This is a genomic window from Vibrio sp. 070316B, assembly GCF_013114115.1.
In the GTDB taxonomy this organism is placed as follows: domain Bacteria; phylum Pseudomonadota; class Gammaproteobacteria; order Enterobacterales; family Vibrionaceae; genus Vibrio; species Vibrio chagasii_B.
Window position 1 is genome coordinate 33,658 of record NZ_VTYC01000029.1, and the last position, 25,257, is coordinate 58,914.

Below are 25,257 nucleotides of genomic sequence, written 5' to 3' on the forward strand. Positions count from 1 at the left end.
AACGCCCGCTAGAGAGCGGGCGTTTTGATTCTCAATTAACTAATGAATCATTAGTCAATCAGAATTAGAAGTCGTAACGTAGACCTAGAGCTAGCTCGTCTTCAGCGTCTGCTTTAGATGCAGGACCGTTAACAAGACCAACAGAACCTAGCTTGTCACCTTCAGAAATTAGGTTGAAGTTGTACGAGATGTACGTACGGAAGTTAGGCTTGAAGTAGTAAGTCGCATCGATTGCAACGTTGTCAGCTGAAGTTTCACCGTCAGTTTCTGCGTTGTTGTACGTTAGCGTGAATGCAGTTTTTTCTAGCGTGTATGCTGTTGCAAATTCGTAACCAGTGTAGTCACCGTTCTTCTTCGCTAGCTCACCGTCTGTGAATGTACCAGCAAAGTATAGAGCGTCAGTACGGAAAGATGCCGCTAGCATGTACTCGTTTTGCTCGTCTTGGTCAGCGTAACCAGCACCTAGCTTAAAGCCAGAATCGCCGATAGCGTAGATACCAGATAGAGAGTAGCCGTCTGCGTTGTTGTCAACGAATTCGCCACCAGTTTCTGAACGGTCAGCAAAACGGTAGCTTGCTTTAACGCCTAGGTCTTGGAATTGACCTTTGTATGAAACCATGTTGTCAGAACGATCTGCTACAGCAATTTTCATTGCCGCAGAGTTACCGTGGTAAGACATGATATCGGTAAAGTCTGTGATAACACCTAGTGCACCATCGTTTTTACCGTAAGTAACTTCACCGAAGTTACCGCCGATACCAGCGTACGTGTAACGGTTAGTAATGTCACCGTCGTTGTTATCAGTAGAGCCGCCGTTTTCAGCAGTTGTGAATTCACCTTCGTAGAAACCAACACCGTATAGGCCGTCTTGGATTTCAACTTTACCTAGGAAGTTAAGACGTACACGTGTTTTGTCTTCAGCTTTGCCGTCTTTTAGAGATAGACGAGCTTCAGCACGACCACCGATCTCTAGAGAAGTGCCGTTAGAGCTGTATACAGAAGTGCCGTCGATACCACCAGCTTGTTTACCGTCCGCTGCTACTGCGTTAGTAGCAAGAGCTGCAGCAGATACAGCAAGCGCGATCATAGTCTTGTTCATGTTATTATTTCCTAATTACTGTCCATAGAAGTTTTATCAAGGATTTGAACCCTTTTGTGTATTGCCTGTATTAATCAGGCTTCATAACCATGATTAGAACAGAAGTCTGAAAAATGCCAGTGCAATCCATGGGTTACTTTTTACCTCTAAAGTTCCATAGTCAGTTAGTAAAATGATATAAAACTAAAAAATGAACACTGTTTTATTATATTTGTTGTTGTTTAAGTTGTTGTTTTAAAGTGTCTTTTATGAAAGTGTGATCTGCGTTTATTTTGTTTGTTTTTTGTTTTTTTAGGTATTTATTTGTCGTCTTATTGATTAGGTCGTTATTATTCATTTTTGTGATGTCTGTAATTTAGACCTAGATACAGCTTTTATAACGCAAAGTGGAATAAAGATGATTTAGCCATAAAGTTTGTTTACACTAAGCCAAATCGTTTTGTTTCTACTACCCAATAAATACGTTGGGTGTATTTATGTTCGCCAAAGAAAGTTTTGGCATAGAGGTAAAAAATGGAAAAGGTTCCAATGACAGTACGTGGCGCTCAGCAGCTACGTGATGAATTAGATCGCCTACTTAAGCTACGCCCTGTTATCTCAGCAGCTATTGGTGAAGCACGTGAACTAGGTGACTTAAAAGAGAATGCTGAATACCACGCCGCTCGTGAAGAGCAAGGTATCTGTGAAGCTCAAATCCGTGATATCGAATACAAGCTATCTCTAGCTCAGATCATCGATGTAACCCAAATGGAAAACACGGGTAAGATTATCTTTGGTACAACAGTCACTCTGATTGATGTTGATACAGACGAAGAGTACCGTTACCAAATCGTTTCTGAAGACGAAGCCGATATCAAAACTGGCCGTATCTCAGTGAAGTCACCAATTGCTCGTGGTCTTATCGGCAAGATGGAAGGCGACGAAGTGATGATTTCGACTCCTGGCGGTGATAAAGATTACGAAATTGACAAAGTAGAATATATCTAATTGAATTTTCTTTGTTTCTGATAAGTAAAAAGGTCGCTAAATGCGACCTTTTTCGTTTCTCACGCTACACTAAAAGATAAGCGCACTGGCTATCCCTTTGTGAAGCTAGCTTATTATATGGCTAACTTATTTACGTGGAATCTCGATTTTACGTGCTTCTGACTGACGGAACAGTACTAGAACTTTACCGATAGTCTGTACTTTCTCAGCTTTAGTTTCACGTACAATTGCATCGATAATCAGCTGCTTAGTTTCACGGTCTTCTGATGCAACTTTAATTTTGATCAGTTCGTGGTGGTCTAGAGCTAATTCGATTTCCGCTAGAACAGCTTCAGTAAGTCCATTTGCGCCCATTAGCACTACAGGTTTTAAACTGTGAGCTAGGCCCTTTAGATGCTGCTTTTGTTTGGTACTTAGGTTCATTACGCGGCCAATTTTCTTTACTATTAGGGTTGAAAAAACCTATTTTAACGCCATCTAATGCTGAAGACTATAATTTATTCGGCAATTAGTACTTTCCTCCACTTTAGGTATCCAATGAGCAAACAGAAACACTCGGCCAGTTCAGGCCGTTGGTTGAAGGAACACTTCGACGACAAGTACGCAAACGAAGCAAGAAAGAAAGGCTATCGCTCACGTGCTTATTTCAAAATGGAAGAGATTCAAACGAAAGATAAATTGCTGTCTCCAGGGATGACCGTTGTGGATTTAGGTGCAGCGCCTGGTGGTTGGTCTCAATATGCTGCTAAGATTGTTGGAGACAACGGACAAATCATTGCGTGTGACTTGTTACCAATGGATCCAATTGCTGGCGTTAGCTTTTTACAAGGCGATTTTCGTGAAGACGCTGTTCTTGAAGCCTTATTGGAACGTATACAACCAAACATGGTTGATGTCGTGATGTCAGATATGGCACCTAATATAGCGGGCAACAACTCTGTAGATCAGCCTAGAGCTATGTATTTAGTTGAATTAGCTTTGGATATGTGTCGACAAGTTCTAGCTACCGATGGTAGTTTTGTTGTAAAAGTATTCCAAGGCGAAGGGTTTGATCAATACGTTAAAGACGTCCGTGAGATGTTTAAAACGGTGAAAGTCAGAAAACCCGACTCTTCTCGAGCTCGTTCTCGTGAAGTGTTTATCGTAGCCACTGGTTACAAAGGTTAACGATTCTCTTCCAAGAGTGAGAGTTAACAATATGGCTACAGGTTACAAACTGTAGTACCCTACCTTTAATTACAATTAGTTATCGAGAGGCTGACACCTTGAGTGACATGGCAAAAAATTTAATTCTGTGGCTTGTTATCGCAGTAGTGTTGATGTCGGTATTTCAGAGCTTCGGCCCTGGGGAAAGTAACGGCAGAGCAGTAGATTACACCACGTTTGTACAGGAAGTTGGCCAAGGCCAGATTCAAGACGCACAGTTCAATAACAGCGAAATCACTTTCACACGTCGTGGCGGTGGTGCTAAGTATGTAACTTACATGCCTGTTTATGATCAAAAGCTACTTGATGACTTAATTAATCAAAACGTAAAAGTTCAGGGCACACCACCTGAAGAGCAGAGCCTACTTGGCACTATCTTCATTTCATGGTTCCCTATGATCTTACTGATTGGTGTATGGATTTTCTTCATGCGTCAAATGCAAGGCGGTGGCGGCGGTAAAGGCGCGATGTCTTTCGGTAAGAGCAAAGCTCGAATGATGAGCGAAGAACAAATCAAAACGTTGTTTGCGGATGTTGCTGGTTGTGACGAAGCAAAAGAAGACGTGAAAGAGTTGGTTGACTATCTTCGTGACCCAAGTCGTTTCCAAAAACTGGGTGGTAAGATCCCTACAGGTATCCTGTTAGTTGGTCCTCCAGGTACTGGTAAGACATTGCTTGCAAAAGCGATTGCTGGTGAAGCGAAAGTACCGTTCTTTACTATTTCTGGTTCTGACTTCGTTGAAATGTTTGTAGGTGTTGGTGCATCTCGTGTGCGTGACATGTTCGAACAAGCGAAGAAAGCGGCACCTTGTATCATCTTTATCGATGAGATTGATGCGGTAGGTCGTCAACGTGGCGCTGGTGTTGGTGGTGGTCATGATGAGCGTGAACAAACATTGAACCAAATGCTGGTTGAGATGGATGGTTTCGAGGGTAACGAAGGTATTATTGTTATCGCTGCGACTAACCGTCCAGACGTACTAGACCCAGCACTACTTCGTCCAGGTCGTTTTGACCGTCAGGTTGTAGTTGGTCTACCAGACGTACGTGGTCGTGAACAGATTCTTAAAGTACACATGCGTAAAGTTCCACTATCTGGCGATGTTGAACCATCTCTGATTGCTCGTGGTACTCCAGGTTTCTCTGGTGCAGACCTTGCAAACCTTGTGAACGAAGCGGCGCTATTTGCAGCTCGTGGTAACAAGCGCAATGTCTCTATGGTTGAGTTTGAACTGGCTAAAGATAAAATCATGATGGGTGCTGAGCGCCGTTCAATGGTGATGTCTGAGGAAGTGAAAGAGTCAACGGCTTACCACGAAGCCGGTCACGCAATTGTTGGTCGTTTGGTACCAGAACACGATCCTGTGTACAAAGTATCAATCATTCCACGTGGTCGTGCGCTTGGTGTAACCATGTACTTGCCAGAGCAAGATCGTGTGAGCATGTCTCGCCAACATCTAGAGTCTATGATTTCTAGCCTGTACGGTGGTCGTCTTGCTGAAGAACTTATTTACGGTAAAGACAAAGTGTCAACTGGTGCGTCTAACGATATTGAACGTGCAACTGATATTGCTCGCAAGATGGTTACGCAGTGGGGCTTCTCTGAGAAATTGGGTCCTCTTCTTTACGCAGAAGAAGAAGGCGAAGTTTTCCTAGGTCGCGGCATGAGTCAAGCTAAGCACGTTTCTGATGACACGACTAAGCTTATCGATGAAGAGATTCGTATCCTTATCGACCGTAACTACGATAGAGCTAAGAAGATTCTTGAAGATAACATGGATATCATGCATTCGATGAAAGACGCTCTAATGAAGTTCGAAACGATCGATGCAGGTCAAATTGATGACTTGATGGAGCGTAAGCAAGAGATTCGTGATCCAGCTGGTTGGGGTGATCAGGTAAAAGCTGAACCTACAAAGGAAGAAGCAAAACCTGAAGCTAAGGCTGAAGAAGCTAAAGCGGAACCTAAAGCTGAAGAGTCAAAAGTTGAAGAAGTTAAATCTGAATCAGATGATGCTCAAAACAAAGATTCTTAATCGCTAAACTATCAATTAAAACCCTGAGTACGCTCAGGGTTTTTCTGTTTATAGCCTATGGTGTTTTTCCCTTTAAGATCGGCCTTCCATGATATTAAAAGCAAATAATAAAACTCTCGTGTTAGATCGCCCACATGTGATGGGTATCCTCAATGTCACCCCTGACTCTTTCTCTGACGGTGGGAAATTTAACTCACTTGATAATGCCTTACAGCAAGCTGAACGCATGGTTCAAGCGGGCGTTAGCATTATCGATATTGGTGGTGAGTCAACTCGACCTGGCGCTCCTGATGTTTCGTTAGAAGAGGAGCTTGCCCGTGTCATTCCTGCTATTAAAGCCATTCGTGCCAAGTTTGATGTGTGGATCTCGATAGATACCAGTAAAGCGGAAGTGATGCGCCAAGCTGTTGAAGCGGGCGCTGATTTGATCAATGATGTGCGCGCTTTGCAAGAGCCTGGAGCATTACAAGTCGCCGCTGATGCTAATGTTCCGATTTGTCTGATGCACATGAAAGGTCAGCCGAGAACCATGCAAGCTAACCCAAGTTATGATGATGTTCTTCAGGATGTAGAAGCATTCTTGCAAGAAAGGGTAGAAGCGTGTGAGGCGGTGGGTATTTCAAAAGATCAGCTGATCCTTGATCCTGGCTTTGGCTTTGGGAAAACCATCGAACACAATTATCACCTACTAGCGCATCTTGAAAAGTTTCATTCGTTAGGCTTACCTGTTTTAGCGGGGATGTCGAGAAAATCGATGATCTTTAAATTGCTAGACAAGGTTCCGGCCGACTGCATGGTCGCAAGCGTCACTTGCGCGACGATTGCCGCGATGAAAGGCGCACAAATTATTCGCGTTCATGATGTCGAGGAGACACTGGAAGCGATGAAAATAATCGAAGTGATGAACAACAATCACTAAATATAATTAAGGAAAATCACTATGTCTGATAAAAGACGTTATTTCGGCACAGATGGTGTGCGTGGCAAAGTAGGCCAGTACCCGATCACACCTGATTTTGTTCTGAAGCTTGGCTGGGCTGCTGGTCGTGTACTTGCGAAGCAAGGTACAAAGAAAGTTATTATCGGTAAAGATACGCGTATCTCTGGTTACATGTTGGAGTCTGCGTTAGAGGCAGGTCTTGCTGCTGCTGGTTTACAAGCGACGTTCACTGGTCCTATGCCAACACCTGCTGTTGCTTACCTAACACAAACATTCCGTGCTGAAGCGGGCATCGTAATCTCGGCTTCACACAACCCTTATTACGATAACGGTATTAAATTCTTCTCTTCTGAAGGCACTAAACTTCCAGATGATATCGAGCTGGCGATCGAAGCTGAACTTGATAAAGAGATTGAGTGTGTTGACTCTTCTGAGCTTGGTAAAGCAGTTCGTCTAAACGATGCGGCAGGTCGATACATTGAATTCTGTAAGAGCACGTTCCCGAATCAAATGACCCTTGCTGGCATGAAGATTGTTGTTGACTGCGCTCACGGCGCGACTTACCACATTGCTCCTGCGGTATTCAAAGAGCTAGGTGCTGAGGTTGTTGCTATTGGTGTTGAACCAAACGGTACCAACATTAACCACGAAGTGGGTGCGACGGATGTTCGCGCTCTTCAGGCGAAAGTGCTAGAAGAGAAAGCTGCACTAGGCCTTGGCTTTGATGGTGACGGTGACCGTATCATCATGGTTGATGAGTTAGGTAACAAGGTTGATGGTGACCAAATTGCTTACATCATTGCTCGCGATGCATTGCGTCGTGGTGAGCTGAAAGGTGGTGTTGTTGGTACGCTGATGACCAACCTAGGTATGGAAAACGGCCTTAAGCAGCTAGGTATTCCATTTGTGCGCGCTGCAGTTGGTGACCGTTATGTAATGGAACAACTGCTAGCAAAAGGCTGGAAGATCGGTGCTGAAAACTCAGGTCACGTTATCCTGCTAGATAAAGTGACAACTGGTGATGCTATCGTTGCAGCACTGCAAGTTCTTGCTTCAGTAGTTGGCAGTGAAATGACATTGAATGAGCTTTCTCAAGGCATGACGCTATACCCGCAAGTCTTAGAAAACGTTCGTTTCAGTGGTGATTCAAACCCACTGGAAGCAGACGCAGTGAAAGCAGCTGTTGTAGAAGTAGAAGCTGAGCTTGGCGAGAAGGGCCGTGTATTACTTCGTAAGTCTGGTACAGAGCCACTATTGCGCGTAATGGTTGAAGGTGAAGATGCTGAACTGGTTCAATCATCAGCACTTAAGATTGCAGATGCAGTAAAAGCAAACTGCTAATTTAGTGGTTTGCTCAGCAGGTACCATTAAGAGTGCTTGTACGTAAAAACGGTTGAATTATAGAGTGGTCAAAAGGGGTACAAATGAGTTTTGTGTTGCTTTTGGCCTTTTTTTAACCGTTCACTTGGTAAAGGCTTATTTTTTAGCAAATTCTCCTTGTCAGCCATCGCTGCATTCGCTAGTATTGCTCGGCCTTCAGTTAGGAGGTCGCTAGCCTTGTTCTTGAAAATAACTTTTTTGAACGGCGCTGGCTCAACAATTAGGAACATAGGTGGAAAAATGTTTACAGTTCTACTTGTGATTTACCTGTTGGCAGCGCTTGGTGTAATTGGCCTAGTGTTGATTCAACAAGGTAAAGGCGCAGATATGGGAGCCTCTTTCGGTGCTGGCGCTTCAAACACTGTGTTTGGTGCTAGTGGCTCAGGAAATTTCCTAACCCGAATGACTGCAATTTTTGCAACTACATTTTTTGTCCTTAGCTTAGTGCTCGGTAATATGTCTACACATAAAACTGAGTCACAGTGGATGGACCCGACTCAAGGTCAGGTTATCCAGCAAGCTGAAGACGCAGTGAGTGAAGCTCCGGCGCAAGGCGACGAGATTCCACAATAATCTGTAAAGATTTGATGCCGAGATGGTGAAATTGGTAGACACGCTAGCATGAGGTGCTAGTGCCTTAGGGTGTGAGGGTTCGAGTCCCTCTCTCGGCACCATGTTTACAAACTTGTAAAACATCTTGTTGGGCGTATAATGCTCGCAAGTCGGACGCGGGATGGAGCAGCTTGGTAGCTCGTCGGGCTCATAACCCGAAGGTCGTCGGTTCAAATCCGGCTCCCGCAACCAATTTTAAGTGCTATATTTAGTCTTGATTGGTAGCAAGTTTGCACAGTGTGAACCTCACTGTGAGTTAAGTGTGATATCGAATGTGATGGCACTTAGCATATAAGGGTCCAGCAACAAAAACCCCGGCTTATACGGGGTTTTTTGTTATCTAAGCATTTGTAAATGCGTTTAGATAATGTTTGCTTGGAATTTAAATTGGGCTTTGAGCCCTTTTTTTGTTTCTGGAGTGGTTAAATGACTGGTTTAGAAAGACAACTTACTGAAATGCTTGACGCTCCAGTAGCAGCATCAGGTTATGAGTTAGTTGGATTAGAATTTATTCGTGCTGGTGAGCACTCAACGCTACGTATTTACATCGATTCTCCAAACGGCATCAATGTAGACGACTGCGCTGAAGTTAGTCACCAAGTAAGTGCCGTAATGGATGTTGAAGATCCAATTTCAGTGGCTTATAACCTTGAAGTGTCTTCACCAGGTTTAGAGAGACCACTGTTCAAAGCAGAGCATTACCAACAATTTATTGGTCACGAGGTAAGCATCGTTTTGAAAATGGCTGTCGGCAACCGTCGTAAATGGAAAGGTGATATCCAATCTATTGAAGGCGAGACAGTAAAAGTATTGGTTGAAGGACAAGAAGAAGAATTCGTCCTAAGCAATATTGCGAAAGCGAACCTGATCCCTAAATTTTAGTTCTCCTAGAGAGAAGAGCTTAAGAGGCTAGATTAATGAACAAAGAAATTTTGGCGGTAGTAGAAGCTGTTTCTAATGAGAAAGCAGTTCCTCGTGAGCGTATTTTTGAAGCGCTTGAAATCGCGCTTGCAACGGCAACAAAAAAGAAAAGCGAACTAGAAATTGAAGTTCGTGTTGAAATCGACCGTAAAACAGGTGATTTCGAAACTTTCCGTCGCTGGGAAGCTGTTGAAGTTGTTGAAAACCCAACAAAAGAGATTTCTCTTGAAGCTGCTAAGTACGACGATCCAGAGATCGAACTTGGCGGTTTCATTGAAGATGACATCGAGTCAGTAACGTTTGACCGTATTACTACTCAAACTGCGAAGCAAGTTATCGTACAAAAAGTACGTGAAGCTGAGCGTGCTCAAATCGTTGAACAGTTCATCGACAACGAAGGTGAGCTAGTTACTGGTGTGGTTAAGAAAGTTAACCGTGACACGATCATCCTAGACCTAGGTAACAACGCTGAAGCGGTAATCCTACGTGATGACCAACTTCCTCGTGAAAACTTCCGTCCAGGCGACCGTGTACGTGGTCTTCTATACGCAGTTAAACCAGAAGCTCGTGGCTTCCAGCTATTCATTACTCGCTCTAAGCCTGAAATGCTAGCTGAGCTATTCCGTGTTGAAGTACCTGAGATTGGCGAAGAGCTAATTGAACTTAAAGGTGCTGCACGTGACGCAGGTTCTCGTGCTAAAATCGCTGTGAAAACAAACGACAAGCGTATTGACCCTGTGGGCGCGTGTGTTGGTATGCGTGGTGCACGTGTACAAGCTGTATCTGGCGAGCTTGGCGGCGAGCGTATCGATATCGTTCTTTGGGACGATAACCCAGCTCAGTTCGTAATCAATGCAATGGCTCCTGCTGATGTTGCTTCTATCATCGTTGATGAAGATGCACACTCAATGGACATCGCTGTTGAAGCGGACAACCTAGCGCAAGCTATCGGCCGTAGCGGTCAAAACGTACGTCTAGCATCTCAACTGACTGGTTGGGAACTGAACGTAATGACGGTTGAAGACCTTCAGAAGAAACACCAAGAAGAAGCGGTTGCTTCGATTGAAAACTTCATGAAGCACCTAGACATCGAAGAAGACTTTGCTCAGCTACTTGTTGAAGAAGGCTTCTCTACGCTAGAAGAAGTGGCTTACGTACCAGTAAACGAACTTCTTGAAGTTGATGGCCTAGACGAAGGTATCGTTGAAGAACTACGTAACCGTGCAAAAGATGCACTAACGACTCTAGCACTTGCGAAAGAAGAGACGTTTGACGGTGTTGAACCTGCTGAAGACTTGCTAGCACTTGAAGGCCTAGAGCGTGAAATGGCCTACAAACTTGCAGCAAAAGGCGTGGCAACATTGGAAGACCTAGCTGACCAAGGCGTTGATGAACTAGAAGGCATTGAAGACCTAACTGCAGAACGTGCGGGCGAGCTAATTATGGCTGCACGTAACATCTGTTGGTTCGGCGACGAAGAATAATTCAGCAAGGAGAGAAAGCGGTATGACACAATTAACAGTTAAAGCACTGAGTGAAGAGATTGGTACGCCAGTTGACCGCTTAATTGAACAACTTGCTGATGCAGGCATGAAGAAATCAGGGTCGGATCAAGTAACTGATTCAGAGAAGCAAACATTGCTAACGCACCTTAAAAAGGAGCATGGCGATACTTCTGGTGAAGCAGAGCCGACTCGTTTAACTCTTCAACGCAAGACCCGCAGCACGCTAAGTGTTGCCGCTGGAGGCGGTAAGAGTAAGGATGTTCAAGTAGAGGTACGTAAAAAGCGTACTTACGTGAAGCGCAGCGCTATTGAAGATGAAGCGAAACGTGAAGCTGAGGAAGCAGCTAAGCGTGAAGCGGAAGAGAAAGCACGTCAAGAAGCTGAAGAGCTTGCGAAACGTGAAGCTGCAGAGAAAGCACAGCGCGAAGCTGATGAGAAAGCAAAACGTGAAGCGGATGCAAAACGTGATGCTGAAGAAAAAGCTCAACGCGCCCAAGCTGAAAAGGCTAAAAAAGACATGAATTCAAAAAATGCAGACGCTAACGCACAAGCGAAAAAAGAAGCGGATGAACTAAAAGCTCGTCAAGAGCAAGAAGCACAGCGTAAAGCTGAAGCTGAAGCGGCGAAGCTAGTTGAAGAAGCTCGTAAGCTAGCTGAAGAGAACGAAGCGCGCTGGTCTGAAGAAGAGCAGAAGAAGAAAGAACAAGAGAAGTCTGCGGACTACCACGTGACAACTTCTACTTACGCTCGTGAAGCTGAAGATGCAGCTGACCAGAAAGAAGAAAAAGCGCCTCGTCGTCGTAAGAAGAAAGCAGCTCCAGCTAACCAACCTGGCAACAACCGTGGTGGTCGTAACCAACGTGGTCGTGGTGCTAAAGGTAAGCTTGCTAAACCAACTTCAATGCAGCAAGGCTTCGATAAGTCAGCAACTGTTGCTAAGTCTGACGTTGCTATCGGCGAAACTATCGTTGTATCTGAACTGGCTAGCAAGATGTCAGTTAAAGCAACTGAAGTTATCAAAGTAATGATGAAGATGGGCGCTATGGCGACTATCAACCAAGTGATTGACCAAGAAACAGCACAACTTGTTGCTGAAGAAATGGGCCACAAGGTAATCCTACGTAAAGAAAACGAACTTGAAGAAGCAGTACTAGCAGACCGTGATAACGATGCTATCGCTGAAGGTCGTGCTCCAGTTGTTACTATCATGGGTCACGTTGACCACGGTAAAACATCGACACTTGACTACATTCGTAAAGCACACGTTGCTTCTGGCGAAGCTGGCGGTATCACGCAGCACATCGGTGCTTACCACGTAGATACTGACAACGGCATGATCACTTTCCTTGATACTCCTGGACACGCGGCGTTTACTGCTATGCGTGCACGTGGTGCTCAAGCGACAGATATCGTTGTACTAGTAGTGGCAGCAGACGATGGCGTAATGCCACAAACAATCGAAGCGATCCAGCACGCGAAAGCGGCAGGCGTTCCTCTGATTGTTGCTGTGAACAAGATCGATAAAGAGGGTGCAAACCCAGACAACGTTAAGAATGAGCTAGCTCAATACGACGTAATCCCTGAGGAATGGGGCGGTGAGAACATGTTCGTTCACATCTCTGCTAAACAGGGTACAAACATCGATGGTCTTCTAGAAGCAATCCTTCTTCAATCTGAAGTTCTTGAACTGACTGCAGTTAAAGAAGGCATGGCATCTGGTGTTGTTGTTGAATCTCGTCTTGATAAAGGTCGTGGTCCAGTTGCAACAGTCCTAGTTCAGTCTGGTACTCTAAACAAAGGCGACATCGTTCTTTGTGGTCAAGAGTACGGCCGTGTTCGTGCAATGCGCGATGAAAACGGTAAAGAAGTAGTGACAGCTGGTCCTTCTATCCCAGTAGAGATCCTAGGTCTTTCTGGTGTACCAGCTTCAGGTGATGAAGCAACAGTAGTACGTGATGAGCGTAAAGCTCGTGAAGTTGCGAACTACCGTCAAGGTAAATTCCGTGAAGTGAAACTAGCTCGTCAACAGAAAGCGAAACTAGAGAACATGTTCTCTAATATGGCAGCTGGTGAAGTTGCTGAACTGAACGTAGTACTTAAAGCTGACGTTCAAGGTTCTGTAGAAGCAATTGCTGACTCTCTACTGAAACTATCAACTGACGAAGTTAAAGTGAACATCGTAGGTTCTGGTGTTGGTGGTATTACTGAAACTGACGCAACACTTGCAGCAGCTTCTAACGCTATCATCCTTGGTTTCAACGTTCGTGCTGACGCAACTGCGCGTAACACGGTTCAGAACGAAAACCTAGATCTACGTTACTACTCAATCATTTACCAACTGATCGACGAAGTGAAACAGGCAATGGGCGGTATGCTTGCTCCTGAATTCAAACAAGAGATCATTGGTCTTGCTGAAGTTCGTGACGTATTTAAGTCACCTAAACTTGGCGCGATCGCTGGTTCTATGGTTACTGAAGGCGTAATTAAGCGTAACAACCCAATCCGCGTACTACGCGACAACGTTGTTATCTACGAAGGTGAACTAGAGTCACTTCGTCGCTTCAAAGACGACGTTCAAGAAGTTAAGAATGGTTACGAGTGTGGTATCGGCGTTAAGAACTACAACGACGTACGCGTTGGTGACCAGATCGAAGTATTCGAAATCGTTGAGGTTAAACGTACTCTAGACTAATCGTCTGTACGACTCGACATATTGACTAAGGTTACTAACATTACTAGTAAAGGTAAGAAGTAATCGGTTGTTGAATACACCATGGGGGGCTGGTAATTACCAAGCCCCCCATCTTTCTAAGTGAGAAAAGAAAATGTCAAAAGAATTTAGCCGCACACAACGTGTGTCTCAGCAGCTTCAAAAAGAGCTTGCTCTTATCCTACAACGTGAAGTTCGTGATTCACGTATTGGTATGGTAACGATCTCAGACGTAGAAGTGTCTCGTGACCTTGCGTACGCAAAAGTATTCGTTACTTTCCTATGTATTGGTGAGCAAACACCTGAATCATGCCTTGCTGCTCTTAAAGAGCATGAAGTGCCAATCCGTATGGCGCTAGGCAAGCGTATTCGTCACCGCCTAACACCAGAAGTTCGTTTTACTTACGACAACACACTAGTAGAAGGCATGCGTATGTCTAACCTAGTAAGTGAAGTTCTGAATGACGACAAGCGTAAGCAAGAAGCTGCAGGCCGCACTGACGACACTCAGTCTAAGGGCGAAGAGTAATGGCTCGCCGTCGTAAAGGTCGCCCTATTAATGGGGTAATTCTGTTAGATAAGCCAACGGGCATTTCATCTAATGATGCACTGCAAAAAGTAAAGCGTATTTACTTTGCAGAGAAGGCAGGGCACACAGGTGCTCTGGATCCTCTTGCGACCGGCATGCTGCCAATCTGTCTTGGTGAAGCGACGAAGTTCTCTCAGTTTCTTCTAGATTCTGACAAACGCTACGTTGTGATCGCTAAGCTTGGTGAGCGTACCAACACTTCGGATTCAGATGGTGAAGTGGTTGAAACTCGTGAAGTGAATGTGACTCAAGAGCAACTTGAGCGTTGCATTGAAAGCTTCAAAGGTGAAACAGACCAAGTACCATCGATGTTCTCTGCATTGAAGTACCAAGGCAAGCCATTGTACGAGTACGCTCGTGCTGGTATTGAAGTCCCACGTGAATCACGTAAGATCACTGTCTACTCGATTGATCTGCTTCGCTTTGAAGGTGATGAGGTTGAGATGGAAGTGCACTGTTCAAAAGGTACTTACATCCGCACGATCACGGATGACCTTGGCGAAATGCTAGGGTGTGGTGCTCACGTGACCATGCTTCGTCGTACTGGTGTTGCGAAATACCCTTACGAGCGCATGGTAACATTGGAGCAGCTTAACGAGATCCTAGAGCAAGCGCAGGAGCAAGAGATTGCACCTAAAGAGCTGCTTGACCCGTTACTAATGCCAATGGATACTGCCGTTGAAGATCTACCAGAAGTAAACCTCAATGCCGAACTGACAGATTTGGTTCAGCACGGTATGCCTGTTCAGGTTGCTGGTGCGCCAACGGAAGGTACGGTTCGCATGACAAGCGGCGAAGAGAAGCTGTTTGTTGGCGTTGCTCAGATTGCGGACGATGGCCGAGTTGCACCGAAACGTTTGGTTGTTTTCAGAGATGAAGAGCCACAAGCGTAACGCTGAAACCGAGTTAGGTATTGGTGTTTAGCCTTGAAAAGCGAATCAATAAAGTAGAAAGCGAACGCTTAATTTAAGCGCTTCGCTTTTTTCGTTTCTAAGGCCATCGATTGTTATTGCACCAAATGACAAACTTCCCTATAATCCTCGGCTCGCGTAGCGGCTGAATCAGAGATTGGCTGCTACAAATATTAAACTACTCTTATCAGGAGAGAATTATGTCTCTGAATGCAGAAACTAAAGCAGCAATCGTTGCAGAATACGCGCGCTCTGAAGGCGACACAGGTTCACCAGAAGTACAAGTAGCACTACTTACTGCTTCTATCAACCACCTACAAGGTCACTTCAAAGCTCACAAAGGCGATCACCACAGCCGTCGTGGTCTTCTACGTATGGTTTCTAGCCGTCGTAAGCTTCTTGACTACCTGAAAGGTAAAGACCTTTCTCGTTACCAAGACCTAATCAAGCGCCTAGGCCTACGTCGCTAATAGCGATGTCTGCAAAGACTGTTTGAAGAAAAAGGAGCATTTATTGCTCCTTTTTTTGTGCCTGAAAGACAGAGTTTGAGCTATTTCACGGAGCTTTTTCAGTACGAAAATATCCCTGTATATAAAAATAGTTTATACTATGCCTCGCCTGTACAGCTAACTGTATAGGTATTATACGACCCAGAAGTTACAGTCACAGATGTCGGCCAATAGGTCGCGACTATTCAAAGTGGATGTACGCTGTATTTTTTCGATACAGCCCATAAAATCCGTCTGCTTCGACTAGTCGCGATTGGTGATTTTTGGGTTTCAACTTACTGACTCTAAAGAACAATCTTTAGATAAAGGAAATACAATGTTTGAGAAACCAGTTGTAAAAACGTTTCAGTACGGTAACCACACAGTTACTCTAGAAACTGGCGTTATTGCTCGTCAAGCTACTGCAGCAGTTATGGTAACAATGGACGATACTTCAGTATTCGTATCTGTTGTTGGTAAAAAAGAAGCGGTACAAGGTCAAGACTTTTTCCCTCTAACGGTTAACTACCAAGAGCGTACATACGCTGCTGGTAAAATCCCAGGTGGCTTCTTCAAGCGTGAAGGTCGTCCATCAGAAGGCGAAACACTAACGGCTCGTCTAATCGACCGTCCAATTCGTCCTCTTTTCCCAGATGCATTCAAGAACGAAGTTCAAGTTATCGCTACAGTAATGTCTGTTAACCCAGACGTTCAGCCTGACATGGTAACAATGATCGGTACTTCTGCAGCACTTGCTATCTCTGGTATCCCGTTCAATGGTCCTATCGGTGCAGCACGTGTTGGTCACATCGACGGTCAACTAGTACTTAACCCAAGCAACACTGAGCTAGAAACGTCTAAGCTTGACCTTGTTGTTTCTGGTACTGCTGGTGCGGTTCTAATGGTTGAGTCTGAAGCAGACAACCTAACAGAAGAAGAGATGCTATCAGCGGTAGTATTTGGTCACGATCAACAACAAGTTGTTATCAACGCGATCAACGAATTCGCAGCTGAAGTTGCTACTCCTGCATGGGATTGGGTTGCTCCAGAAGAGAACACTGCGCTTAACACTCGCATCGCTGAGCTTGCAGAAGCTAAGCTAGTTGAAGCTTACCAAATCACAGAGAAAATGACTCGTTACGACCGTATCCACGAGATCGCGGCTGAAGTTAACGAAGTACTAGTATCTGAAGACGAAGAAGTAAACCTAAAAGAAGTTCACTCTATCTTCCACGACCTAGAGAAAACAGTGGTACGTCGCAGCATCATCGCTGGTAACCCACGTATCGATGGCCGTGAAAAAGACATGGTTCGTGCACTAGACGTTCGCACTGGCGTTCTTCCACGTACTCACGGTTCTTCTCTATTCACTCGTGGTGAAACTCAAGCTATCGTTACTGCTACGCTTGGTACACAGCGTGACGCTCAAATCATCGATGAGCTAACAGGCGAGCGTAAAGATAACTTCCTACTACACTACAACTTCCCTCCATACTGTGTTGGCGAAACTGGTTTTGTAGGTTCTCCTAAGCGTCGTGAAATCGGCCACGGTAAGCTAGCTAAGCGTGGTATCGCTGCAGTAATGCCTTCTGTTGATGAGTTCCCATACACAGTTCGTGTTGTATCGGAAATCACTGAATCTAACGGTTCTTCTTCAATGGCTTCTGTATGTGGTACATCTCTAGCGCTTATGGACGCAGGTGTTCCAATCAAGTCTTCTGTTGCGGGTATCGCAATGGGTCTTGTTAAAGAAGGCGATGACTTCGTAGTTCTTTCTGACATCCTTGGTGACGAAGACCACCTAGGTGACATGGACTTTAAAGTAGCAGGTACTAACGACGGTATCACTGCACTTCAAATGGACATCAAGATCGAAGGTATCACTAAAGAGATCATGCAAATTGCTCTTAACCAAGCGCAAGGTGCACGTAAGCACATCCTTTCTGTAATGGATGAAGCTATCTCTGGTGCTCGTGAAGATATCTCTGAATTCGCTCCACGTATCCACACAATGAAAATCAGCTCTGATAAGATCAAAGATGTTATCGGTAAAGGCGGCGCAGTTATCCGTGCTCTTTGTGAAGAAACTGGTACTACGATCGAAATCGAAGACGACGGCACAATCAAGATTGCTGCTACTGAAGGCGCTGCTGCTAAAGAAGCTATCCGTCGTATCGAAGAGATCACAGCTGAAGTTGAAGTTGGCCGCATTTACCAAGGTAAAGTTGCTCGCCTAGCTGACTTCGGTGCATTCGTAACTATCCTTCCAGGTAAAGATGGTCTAGTACACATCTCTCAAATCGCTGACAAGCGCGTTGAGAAAGTGTCTGACTACCTAACTGAAGGTCAAGAAGTTCCTGTTAAGGTTCTTGAGATTGACCGTCAAGGCCGTGTACGTCTAAGCATGAAAGAAGCAGTTGAAACGCCGGCTGAAGGCGAAGCACCTGCTGCTGAGTAATTCTCAGTGTGTCGATAGTGATATCGCTTTTTAGTGATTTTTAACCTATCGTCAACAAAGCATGTTATAAAGGGGAGCATATCGCTCCCCTTTTTAATTGCGGTCATAACAGGAGTAATTATTTGTGAAATGGTTTCAAACCGCGAGTATGTGTTTACTGCTTGTACTAACTGGTTGTGCAACAACATCAGATAACGCCTCAAGTTGGGTTTACCCGCCTATGGCTGTGCCATTGCAACCAAGCGTTCAGCAAGAAGTTCAGATTGCACGTTTGAGTCAGCTACTGCAGCGCCCAGATCTGAATGATGAAGTTAGAGCTAAGATGCTGTTTGAACGTGGCAACTACTACGACAGTGTCGGTCTAAGGGATTTAGCGCGTTTAGACTTCAATCAGTCTCTTTCATTGAACCCTGCTCAGCCTGATATCTTCAACCTTTTGGGCGTCTACTTCACGCAAGTAGGGGAGTTTGATGCGGCTTATGAATCTTTCGACTCTACGCTCGAGCTTGATCCTGCGAATTCATATGCTGAGAGAAACCGCGCTATCGCACTCTATTATGGTGAGCGTTACGACTTAGCCAATGAAGAAATGATGAAGCACTACGCCGATGATCCGAGCGATCCATTCCGCGCGCTTTGGTTATACATCATTCAGCATGAGCTAACGCCAGAGCAAGCTAAGCTTGACCTGCAAAAACGTTATGAGAATCATGACGAGCAGTGGGGCTGGGTATTAGTCGCTATCATGCTCGATGACATCACTGAAGAGCAGGCATTCAAAGCGATCTTAACCGGTACTCGTGATAACACGTTGCTGGCACAGCGTTTAACTGAGACATATTTCTATCTGGCTAAGCGTTACCACATGAACGGTGACTACGCGAATGCGATCTCTTTGTATAAGTTGTCGGTCTCTTTTAACGTATTCGAATACGTAGAGCATCGTTACTCTTTCTTAGAGTTGAGCCGTATTTTCACTACGCTAAAAGCAGAGCACCTCGCTCAAGCTAAGCTAGCTGAAGCAGAGCAAGAAGCTGATGCTCGCTAAATAGATTATTTTTACTATCAAAGCCGCTGCCAGTCAGCGGCTTTTTTGTGCCTACTTTTTATGATCTTTGTCTCGTTTTGGATTGCTTTTTATTTAAACAGGATTAAAATAGTTAGCTTTGCTAACTAAGTGCTATTCTTTGATTGGATGAGTATGCTAAACCAGAATTTAGAGAAGATAGAACGCTTCGCCTCGAAAGTATGGCGAACACAAGTAAATGAAGATCCTATCTGCCAGTTGAGCTTCAATGAATATGACTACTTGAAGGTGATTCAGGCCTCTCCTGAGCCGATTCGATTGACCGATCTTGCTATTGAAATGCAAGTGACTAAGCCTTCAGCGACCACTATGGTACAAAGGCTTGAGAGAAAAGGCCTGGTCGAGCGTAAGGCTTCATTGGAAGACGCGAGATCTAAACTCGTAGTACTGACGCACAAAGCAGAATTAGGTTTAGAAGAAGAGAGCAAGATCTATCATGTGATGGCACAAATACTGGAAAGTCGTTTGTCTGAGCAAGAGTCTACGCAATTGAACCAGTTATTAGACAAAGCGTTGAAGTAATTAATTTAGATATTTAGTTAGCCTTATTAACTAATTTATCGAGTCATATCCCACTGATATGTGACTCACAATGAAAGTAGAGTAAGAGATGAGTAACTCAATTAGTCGTCAATTTTGGCGATACACAATCCCAACGGTAGCAGCGATGCTGGTTAATGGCCTCTACCAAGTGGTGGATGGCATCTTTATCGGTCGTTATGTCGGCGCTGATGGGCTGGCGGGTATCAACGTCGCGTGGCCAGTGATCGGTTCGATTCTTGGCCTAGGTATGCTGGTGGGTGTCGGTACTGGTGCGCTGGTATCGATTCGTCAAGGTGAAAAAGACACTCAAGGTGCTAAGCAGATCTTAGCCACGGGTTTAACCTTGTTGTTAGCCATAACACCAATTGTTTCTGTATTGCTGTATCTGTTTGCCGATAACTTTTTGCTTTGGCAGGGCGCTGAAGGGCGAGTGTATGAGCTTGGCTTGCAGTACTTACACATCTTGATTGGAGCCAGTGTATTTACCTTGGGTTCTATCGCAATGCCGTTTCTACTGCGTAACGACGATAGCCCGAACTTAGCAACAATCCTGATGATTATTGGTGCGGTGATTAATATCGTTCTGGATTACGTGCTTATCGCTCTATTTGGATGGGAGTTGATGGGCGCGGCATTGGCTACAGCGATTGCTCAGTTTGTGGTAACGGCTTTGGGTCTCGCTTACTTCTTCTCACGCCGTGCAAACCTGCGTTTACGTTGGAGTGAATTGAGATTGAAGCTTGCGGTAATCCCACAGATTTTCGCGATTGGTACATCAAGCTTCTTTATGTACGCTTATGGCTCAATGATGGTGGCATTGCACAACGCTTTGTTCTCTCAATATGGCGACCAGTTGATGATTGGTGCTTACGCTATTTTGGGCTATATCGTGACGGTTTATTACCTCACTGCGGAAGGTATCGCTAACGGTATGCAACCATTGGTGAGCTACAACCATGGCGCACGTAACCAAGCGAATATTCGCAAGTTGCTTAAGATTGCGATGTCGAGTTCTGTCTTGATTGGTGTCGCGTTTGTGTTGCTATTGAACGTATTCCCGCGTGAGTTTGTTTCAGTGTTTAACTCGGACGAACCTCAGTTAGTTGAGTACACCGTATTGGGCATTAGACTGCACATGTTTGCATTGGCGCTTGATGGTTTCTTGGTGGTTGCGGGGGCTTACTACCAGGCGGTGAACAAGGGCAGCAAAGCGATGTTTGTGACGATAGGTAACATGCTGATTCAACTGCCGTTCCTGTACATTATGCCTAAGCTATATGGCGTGCCGGGGATCTGGATTGCGTATCCATTGTCTAATATCGCACTGAGCGTAGTGGTGATGGTGATGCTCTACAAAGACGTAAAGAAGCTCGACGTCTCGCCGATGGAAACCGCAACGGCATAGGTCGCTTTTCTTGAGACGAACTAAAAAGGTCTAGCAAATGCTAGACCTTTTTTATTTGTTATTCGGCTCAATCGTTGAGGCTAGATGTTTTTAACGTCTAAACCTGCAAGCTGATGCCAATAGCCATTACACTGGCGGCTCTCAATCTTCATTGGATTTTGACCCTGTTCGTTGGCTCTGAAGTTATTGATTTCAGAGAAGGTATCAACACCAAGTGGGCTTAAACGAACCACATCCACTAAGTCATGCATGCTTGGTAAGTCATTCACCAAGTTGTAGCAGTAGCCTGATTGAGTCTGGATGCCGTTAAGGTTGAAGACAGACTGACCTTCTTGGCTCTCAACTTGAAGACCTGTTGGGTACTTGATACAGCAGGTTTCACAGTCGTCTTTGGCTTTATTTTCGGCACGAGCCGTAAAGCAGCGTGCTGAATAAGCAAGAGGCAAGTAACCGTGGCTGAACACTTCGACTTCAAACTTGTTACGAATATTGAGCTCTTCACACTGCGTCATCACATTGCTCAGCCATTCGCGAGAAAGCTCGACTGGCATACACCAGCGCGTCATACCTTGCTTTAAGAATAGGTTCAGCGTGCGTGCATTGTAAGTGTTTACCGCAGGGCCAACCACGAAAGGCACTTTACTTTCGCTTGCAAGCTGAATGGCAGACACATCGTTCGCTTCAATCGCAAAGTCACCGTTATCAATGTACTTCTTCATGATGTTGACTTCGCTAGGTGCTTCGAGCAATGCCATGGTCGACAATACCACTTGCTTACCTGAAGCGGACAGCTCTTTAGCGATGTCCATCCAGTGTTTCGCTTTCATCTCTCGACGCTTTGAACACACGGCTTCACCTAGGTAGATGATGTCTGCAGAGCTTGATTTTGCTTGCTCATAGAAGCTTTCAACGTCTTGTTTTGGCCAGAAATAAAGTAGAGGGCCTAATGCGTATTTCATTGAGTTCTCCATTTGGCTCTATTGCCATTTGCGATGGTAAGCGCCAAGCGTGGTTTGTGTACCTTCCGATACATTCGCCAGTGTCGCATTCCAAGCTTGTTCAACTTGGTATTGTTCAGGGTTCGCTAAGTAGCGGTCGATGGCTGCACGCCAAGTACGAGTCACTTGTTCTACATAAGCAGGGCTACGCTGACGACCTTCAATCTTCACTGAAGCAACATTAGCGGCGAATAACTCTGGAAGCATTGATAGTGTGTTAAGGCTGGTAGGCTCTTCGAGTGCATGATAACGCTTGCGTTCACCATCGATATCCGCTTCAAAGCGGCCTTTACACAGCGTTGGGTAGCCAGCGTTCTCACCTGCTTCATACTTATCGATAAGGATCTCGTTCAAGCGAGATTCCAGGCCAGTTTCTGTCTCTTGCCAGCGAACGTATTTCGCCGGAGAGCAAGCACCCACTGTATTTGGTGATTCGCCCGTCATGTATGAAGAGAGGTAGCAACGGCCTTCTGCCATGATGCACAAACTACCGAAAGCGAATACTTCAAGGTCAACGTCAGAAGTGATGTTACGAGAAAGCTGTTTGACCTGATGAATCGATAACACTCGCGGCAGTACGACACGTTTTACGTTGAAGTTTTTGTGGTAGAAGTCGATCGCAGCGGCATTGGTTGCAGAAGCTTGAACTGATAGGTGCAGTTCTAGATCTGGATATTTGTTTGCAGCGTACTCAAGCACAGCGATGTCAGCGATGATCAGTGCATCAACACCTAAAGCTGCTGCGTTGTCCACGGCGTTAGTCCAACGCTCGAAGCCATTTGGGTGAGCAAATGTATTTAAAGCAACATGAATTTTCTTGTTGTGGTCATGCACATACTGCACAGCACGATCGAGCTTTTTACCCGCAAAGTTTAGGCCTGCAAAGTGTCGGGCATTGGTATCGTCTTTGAATCCGATATAGACAGCATCCGCACCGCAATCAATGGCGGTTTTCAAAGCAGGTAAGTTACCCGCTGGGCATAAGAGTTCCATTTGCTCACTACCAGTAAAATTAAGTTGAAGCGGGCATTTTATGAAGAATTGTGAATGACGGAATTGATGTAAGGCAGGTTTAGATGGATAAATCTGCTTTTACTCCGTTTGAGGTACTGACGAATGGTCGTTTTGTATGTTGCTGTGGCTTTGAAGTGCGTGGTCGAATCGTCTAATTAGTTCTTATGGCGGCGGTTTTGAGCGAACAGCTCTTCAACATCTTGTTTTGGTTGTGGGCGATAGAAGTGGAAACCTTGAATCGAGCTGCAGTTTAGATTCGACAATAGCGTTGCTTGTTCACTGGTTTCGACACCTTCTGCAACCACAGTTAAATCGAGAGATTTACCTAGGTTGATGATGTTTTCAATCACGGTGATCTGTTTTGGTAGGGTATCGATATCTGAGATGAAAGCACGGTCTATTTTAAGCTCATCAATCGGGAAGCGAGCAAGGTAAGACAGAGAAGAGTAACCGGTACCGAAATCATCAATCGATAGAGCGAAGCCGAGCTTTTTAATTGCGTTAAGCATCTGTACGGTGTGTTCACTATCACTCATCACGGCGCTTTCAGTTAGCTCAAAGGTAATCGCACTTGGGTCTAGCTCTGTCGAGCGTAGTAACTTCTCCATGTAATCAATCAGTTTAGGGTTACCAAACTGTTCTGGAGAAAGGTTGATTGCCACACGACCAGGTAGAATCCCTTGCATCTTCCAACGCTTAACGGTCGCAAAGACTTCACGCATGACTACACGGCCAAGTTGTTCAATAAGACCAGCCCGCTCTGCTACTGGGATAAACGCGGCTGGGCTGATATAGCCTTCAACAGGGTGTTTCCAACGAACTAGAGCTTCTGCGCCATTGATGGTGAAGTCACGGGCGTTTACTTTTGGTTGATACCAAACCTCGAGTCCGTTTTGTTGCAGCGCCTTCTGAAGCTCTATCTCAAGCCACAGTCGCATGCGTGCTTCTTTGTTCATCTGCTCGTTGAACTTAATTAAGCGGTTACGACCACGATCTTTGGCTTCATACATCGCGGTATCGGCATTTTGCAGCAAGATACGCGCATCGGTGCCGTCTTGAGGAAAGCGTACGCTACCAATCGAGCAAGCTAGGCGCTTACTAAAATGGTGAAGGTCAAAAGGCTGATTGATCAGTGAAATGATCTTTTCTGCTAGTGTTTCTGCGGTTCTAGGGTGTTCCGGTTCTGGCAGAATGATACCAAATTCATCGCCGCCTAAATGGCCGACCACCGCTTGACGAGGCAGTAATCGTTTAAGGCGTGAAGCCACTTCTTTGATCACTTTATCGCCAATGTGGTGCCCTAACGAGTCATTGATATTCTTAAAGTTATCAATATCCAAGTACATCATGACAACCGGTGTATCGTTGTGAATGAATTGCTCTAGGCGCTTGGTAAAACCGACTCGATTGTAGAGTTTAGTCAGCGCGTCTATGTAGGCATCTTCACTATTGGCTGGTGTGTATTGTTTGGTTGTCTCTTGAGCGTCTTGAATGAGTACCAGTTGGGTGCTGCTTCCAAGAATAGCGGTTGAGTCTATGTGCAGTTGAACTTTACGTTCGAAGCCGCATCGGGCACCCGTTAAGCAAACCAAACCAGACTCAGAAATAATAGAGCTGAGGCTGTTATTGAAGACTGTTTTGGTTTGTTCATCGATAAATAAGCGTCCTAACTCTTCACCAATCAATTCGGTGGTGGAGTTAAAACCAAGCAGGCGTGCAGCAGCTGGGTTAGACGACAAAATGTAGTCGTTTTCAACCAGTAGTAGCCCGTCGGGTAGCAGTTGAGAGAGCTTATGGAATTTTGCTTCGGATTCTTCTAAAGAACGAACCAGTACTTGATTTTCTGACGTATCGAAGGCGTGGAAGACGATGTAATCCGTATTCTTACCATTGGTCAGTGGAGACAAGCTGAAGTGGAGGCTAGTATCAAGGTCTGTTTCGTTGAGGGTGACTTCGGCTTCAATGGTTTCGCCGTTGAATGCGCGTTCGTAGTAAGGCTTTAGGTGTTGATAGAATTGTTCGCCTAAGGTTTGGCGGTCGTTCATGCCTGCAAGTTCAGCTTGGCTCAAACCAGCAATATCGCAATAACGCTCATTCACCATAAAGTAGTTATGTTGAGCATCAAGCACTGCAAAAAAGAAAGGGCTGTTTGCAGTTAGCTGGGTAAACCAATGTTGTAGTTGCTGGGGAGGCATCAAAGTACTACCAATTCTCCAAGAGCTTGATTATTCACAATCGATAAATAGTTATTACTTTTGTGTGGTTATCGATATTTACCTGTGAGTGCAGCGATCCGCTGTAATTCTCATTACCTGAATTACTATAACTGTGATTTTCAGGATATTAAAGGTCGGGCATCAAACAGAAG

21 protein-coding genes and 2 tRNA genes are annotated in these 25,257 nt (G+C 45.0%); 18 read left to right on the forward strand and 5 right to left on the reverse strand.

The window, feature by feature from the left end; translation table 11 throughout:
* Positions 1–64: 64 nt before the first annotated feature.
* Positions 65–1,099 carry a porin gene (locus F0251_RS18785; protein WP_019824353.1) on the reverse strand — a complete coding sequence of 345 codons (1,035 nt, stop codon included), beginning with the start codon at positions 1,097–1,099 and terminating at the stop codon, positions 65–67.
* Positions 1,100–1,612: 513 nt separating this feature from the next.
* Between F0251_RS18785 and greA the strand changes: the two genes are divergently transcribed.
* Positions 1,613–2,086 carry a transcription elongation factor GreA gene (gene greA / locus F0251_RS18790; protein WP_008222155.1) on the forward strand — a complete coding sequence of 158 codons (474 nt, stop codon included), beginning with the start codon at positions 1,613–1,615 and terminating at the stop codon, positions 2,084–2,086.
* A 126-nt stretch (positions 2,087–2,212) separates the two neighbouring features.
* Here the strand turns inward: greA and yhbY are convergent, their stop codons facing one another.
* Complete coding sequence (gene yhbY / locus F0251_RS18795; protein ID WP_004738252.1) at positions 2,213–2,509, reverse strand: ribosome assembly RNA-binding protein YhbY; 297 nt, start codon at positions 2,507–2,509, stop codon at positions 2,213–2,215.
* Between the two features lie 114 nt (positions 2,510–2,623).
* On the opposite strand from yhbY, the gene rlmE reads away from it, so the two are divergent.
* From rlmE to F0251_RS18880, 17 genes are all read left to right on the forward strand, one after another.
* The gene (rlmE, locus tag F0251_RS18800) at positions 2,624–3,253 is read left to right on the forward strand and encodes a 23S rRNA (uridine(2552)-2'-O)-methyltransferase RlmE (RefSeq protein WP_004738253.1); all 630 of its coding nucleotides are present in this window, start codon (positions 2,624–2,626) and stop codon (positions 3,251–3,253) included.
* A 107-nt stretch (positions 3,254–3,360) separates the two neighbouring features.
* On the forward strand, positions 3,361–5,328 hold the full coding sequence (gene ftsH, locus F0251_RS18805) for an ATP-dependent zinc metalloprotease FtsH (RefSeq protein WP_105057557.1): 1,968 nt from the start codon (positions 3,361–3,363) through the stop codon (positions 5,326–5,328).
* A gap of 88 nt (positions 5,329–5,416) precedes the next feature.
* Complete coding sequence (folP, locus tag F0251_RS18810; RefSeq protein ID WP_105057556.1) at positions 5,417–6,247, forward strand: dihydropteroate synthase; 831 nt, start codon at positions 5,417–5,419, stop codon at positions 6,245–6,247.
* 21 nt (positions 6,248–6,268) lie between these two features.
* Positions 6,269–7,609: a phosphoglucosamine mutase gene (gene glmM / locus F0251_RS18815; RefSeq protein WP_105057555.1), complete on the forward strand. Its 1,341-nt coding sequence runs from the start codon at positions 6,269–6,271 to the stop codon at positions 7,607–7,609.
* A 279-nt stretch (positions 7,610–7,888) separates the two neighbouring features.
* Positions 7,889–8,221 carry a preprotein translocase subunit SecG gene (gene secG / locus F0251_RS18820; protein ID WP_171731587.1) on the forward strand — a complete coding sequence of 111 codons (333 nt, stop codon included), beginning with the start codon at positions 7,889–7,891 and terminating at the stop codon, positions 8,219–8,221.
* Between the two features lie 16 nt (positions 8,222–8,237).
* Positions 8,238–8,322 (forward strand) — tRNA-Leu (locus tag F0251_RS18825).
* Between the two features lie 53 nt (positions 8,323–8,375).
* A tRNA-Met gene (locus F0251_RS18830) sits at positions 8,376–8,452 on the forward strand.
* Between the two features lie 234 nt (positions 8,453–8,686).
* Positions 8,687–9,142 carry a ribosome maturation factor RimP gene (gene rimP, locus F0251_RS18835; RefSeq protein WP_004738265.1) on the forward strand — a complete coding sequence of 152 codons (456 nt, stop codon included), beginning with the start codon at positions 8,687–8,689 and terminating at the stop codon, positions 9,140–9,142.
* Between the two features lie 35 nt (positions 9,143–9,177).
* Positions 9,178–10,665 carry a transcription termination factor NusA gene (gene nusA, locus F0251_RS18840; protein ID WP_008218818.1) on the forward strand — a complete coding sequence of 496 codons (1,488 nt, stop codon included), beginning with the start codon at positions 9,178–9,180 and terminating at the stop codon, positions 10,663–10,665.
* Positions 10,666–10,687: 22 nt separating this feature from the next.
* Positions 10,688–13,378 (forward strand): translation initiation factor IF-2, encoded by a 2,691-nt coding sequence (gene infB / locus F0251_RS18845; protein WP_008218816.1) that lies wholly within the window; start codon positions 10,688–10,690, stop codon positions 13,376–13,378.
* Positions 13,379–13,511: 133 nt separating this feature from the next.
* The gene (gene rbfA / locus F0251_RS18850; RefSeq protein WP_061032510.1) at positions 13,512–13,925 is read left to right on the forward strand and encodes a 30S ribosome-binding factor RbfA; all 414 of its coding nucleotides are present in this window, start codon (positions 13,512–13,514) and stop codon (positions 13,923–13,925) included.
* On the forward strand, positions 13,925–14,878 hold the full coding sequence (gene truB / locus F0251_RS18855; protein WP_171731588.1) for a tRNA pseudouridine(55) synthase TruB: 954 nt from the start codon (positions 13,925–13,927) through the stop codon (positions 14,876–14,878). Before rbfA ends, truB begins: the two co-directional genes overlap by 1 nt.
* Before the next feature lie 218 nt (positions 14,879–15,096).
* Entirely contained in the window at positions 15,097–15,366 is a 270-nt protein-coding gene (rpsO, locus tag F0251_RS18860) for a 30S ribosomal protein S15 (RefSeq protein ID WP_004740633.1), read from the forward strand.
* 355 nt (positions 15,367–15,721) lie between these two features.
* A complete protein-coding gene (gene pnp, locus F0251_RS18865) occupies positions 15,722–17,842 on the forward strand; it encodes a polyribonucleotide nucleotidyltransferase (RefSeq protein ID WP_008218809.1) in 2,121 nt (706 codons plus the stop codon).
* A 124-nt stretch (positions 17,843–17,966) separates the two neighbouring features.
* Positions 17,967–18,890 (forward strand): lipoprotein NlpI, encoded by a 924-nt coding sequence (nlpI, locus tag F0251_RS18870; RefSeq protein WP_004740631.1) that lies wholly within the window; start codon positions 17,967–17,969, stop codon positions 18,888–18,890.
* Positions 18,891–19,043: 153 nt separating this feature from the next.
* Positions 19,044–19,451 carry a MarR family winged helix-turn-helix transcriptional regulator gene (locus F0251_RS18875; protein ID WP_029235552.1) on the forward strand — a complete coding sequence of 136 codons (408 nt, stop codon included), beginning with the start codon at positions 19,044–19,046 and terminating at the stop codon, positions 19,449–19,451.
* 88 nt (positions 19,452–19,539) lie between these two features.
* On the forward strand, positions 19,540–20,877 hold the full coding sequence (locus F0251_RS18880) for an MATE family efflux transporter (RefSeq protein ID WP_171731589.1): 1,338 nt from the start codon (positions 19,540–19,542) through the stop codon (positions 20,875–20,877).
* Positions 20,878–20,957: 80 nt separating this feature from the next.
* Here the strand turns inward: F0251_RS18880 and F0251_RS18885 are convergent, their stop codons facing one another.
* From F0251_RS18885 to F0251_RS18895, 3 genes are all read right to left on the reverse strand, one after another.
* Positions 20,958–21,836 (reverse strand): U32 family peptidase, encoded by an 879-nt coding sequence (locus tag F0251_RS18885; RefSeq protein ID WP_171731590.1) that lies wholly within the window; start codon positions 21,834–21,836, stop codon positions 20,958–20,960.
* A gap of 18 nt (positions 21,837–21,854) precedes the next feature.
* Positions 21,855–22,868, reverse strand: coding sequence for a peptidase U32 family protein (locus F0251_RS18890; RefSeq protein ID WP_061032513.1), 1,014 nt, complete (start codon positions 22,866–22,868; stop codon positions 21,855–21,857).
* Between the two features lie 176 nt (positions 22,869–23,044).
* A complete protein-coding gene (locus tag F0251_RS18895; RefSeq protein ID WP_116871705.1) occupies positions 23,045–25,084 on the reverse strand; it encodes a bifunctional diguanylate cyclase/phosphodiesterase in 2,040 nt (679 codons plus the stop codon).
* Positions 25,085–25,257 lie beyond the last annotated feature (173 nt).

Bases quoted from the DNA above. Each gene is read 5' to 3' on its own strand.
- infB (WP_008218816.1), top strand. From the start codon at position 10,688: ATGACACAATTAACAGTTAAAGCACTGAGTGAAGAGATTGGTACGCCA.
- F0251_RS18880 (WP_171731589.1), top strand. From the start codon at position 19,540: ATGAGTAACTCAATTAGTCGTCAATTTTGGCGATACACAATCCCAACG.
- F0251_RS18895 (WP_116871705.1), bottom strand. From the start codon at position 25,084: ATGCCTCCCCAGCAACTACAACATTGGTTTACCCAGCTAACTGCAAAC.
- rbfA (WP_061032510.1), top strand. From the start codon at position 13,512: ATGTCAAAAGAATTTAGCCGCACACAACGTGTGTCTCAGCAGCTTCAA.
- nusA (WP_008218818.1), top strand. From the start codon at position 9,178: ATGAACAAAGAAATTTTGGCGGTAGTAGAAGCTGTTTCTAATGAGAAA.
- F0251_RS18885 (WP_171731590.1), bottom strand. From the start codon at position 21,836: ATGAAATACGCATTAGGCCCTCTACTTTATTTCTGGCCAAAACAAGAC.
- pnp (WP_008218809.1), top strand. From the start codon at position 15,722: ATGTTTGAGAAACCAGTTGTAAAAACGTTTCAGTACGGTAACCACACA.
- F0251_RS18890 (WP_061032513.1), bottom strand. From the start codon at position 22,868: ATGGAACTCTTATGCCCAGCGGGTAACTTACCTGCTTTGAAAACCGCC.
- yhbY (WP_004738252.1), bottom strand. From the start codon at position 2,509: ATGAACCTAAGTACCAAACAAAAGCAGCATCTAAAGGGCCTAGCTCAC.
- glmM (WP_105057555.1), top strand. From the start codon at position 6,269: ATGTCTGATAAAAGACGTTATTTCGGCACAGATGGTGTGCGTGGCAAA.
- greA (WP_008222155.1), top strand. From the start codon at position 1,613: ATGGAAAAGGTTCCAATGACAGTACGTGGCGCTCAGCAGCTACGTGAT.
- rlmE (WP_004738253.1), top strand. From the start codon at position 2,624: ATGAGCAAACAGAAACACTCGGCCAGTTCAGGCCGTTGGTTGAAGGAA.
- ftsH (WP_105057557.1), top strand. From the start codon at position 3,361: ATGGCAAAAAATTTAATTCTGTGGCTTGTTATCGCAGTAGTGTTGATG.
- secG (WP_171731587.1), top strand. From the start codon at position 7,889: ATGTTTACAGTTCTACTTGTGATTTACCTGTTGGCAGCGCTTGGTGTA.
- rimP (WP_004738265.1), top strand. From the start codon at position 8,687: ATGACTGGTTTAGAAAGACAACTTACTGAAATGCTTGACGCTCCAGTA.
- F0251_RS18875 (WP_029235552.1), top strand. From the start codon at position 19,044: ATGCTAAACCAGAATTTAGAGAAGATAGAACGCTTCGCCTCGAAAGTA.
- truB (WP_171731588.1), top strand. From the start codon at position 13,925: ATGGCTCGCCGTCGTAAAGGTCGCCCTATTAATGGGGTAATTCTGTTA.
- rpsO (WP_004740633.1), top strand. From the start codon at position 15,097: ATGTCTCTGAATGCAGAAACTAAAGCAGCAATCGTTGCAGAATACGCG.
- folP (WP_105057556.1), top strand. From the start codon at position 5,417: ATGATATTAAAAGCAAATAATAAAACTCTCGTGTTAGATCGCCCACAT.
- F0251_RS18785 (WP_019824353.1), bottom strand. From the start codon at position 1,099: ATGAACAAGACTATGATCGCGCTTGCTGTATCTGCTGCAGCTCTTGCT.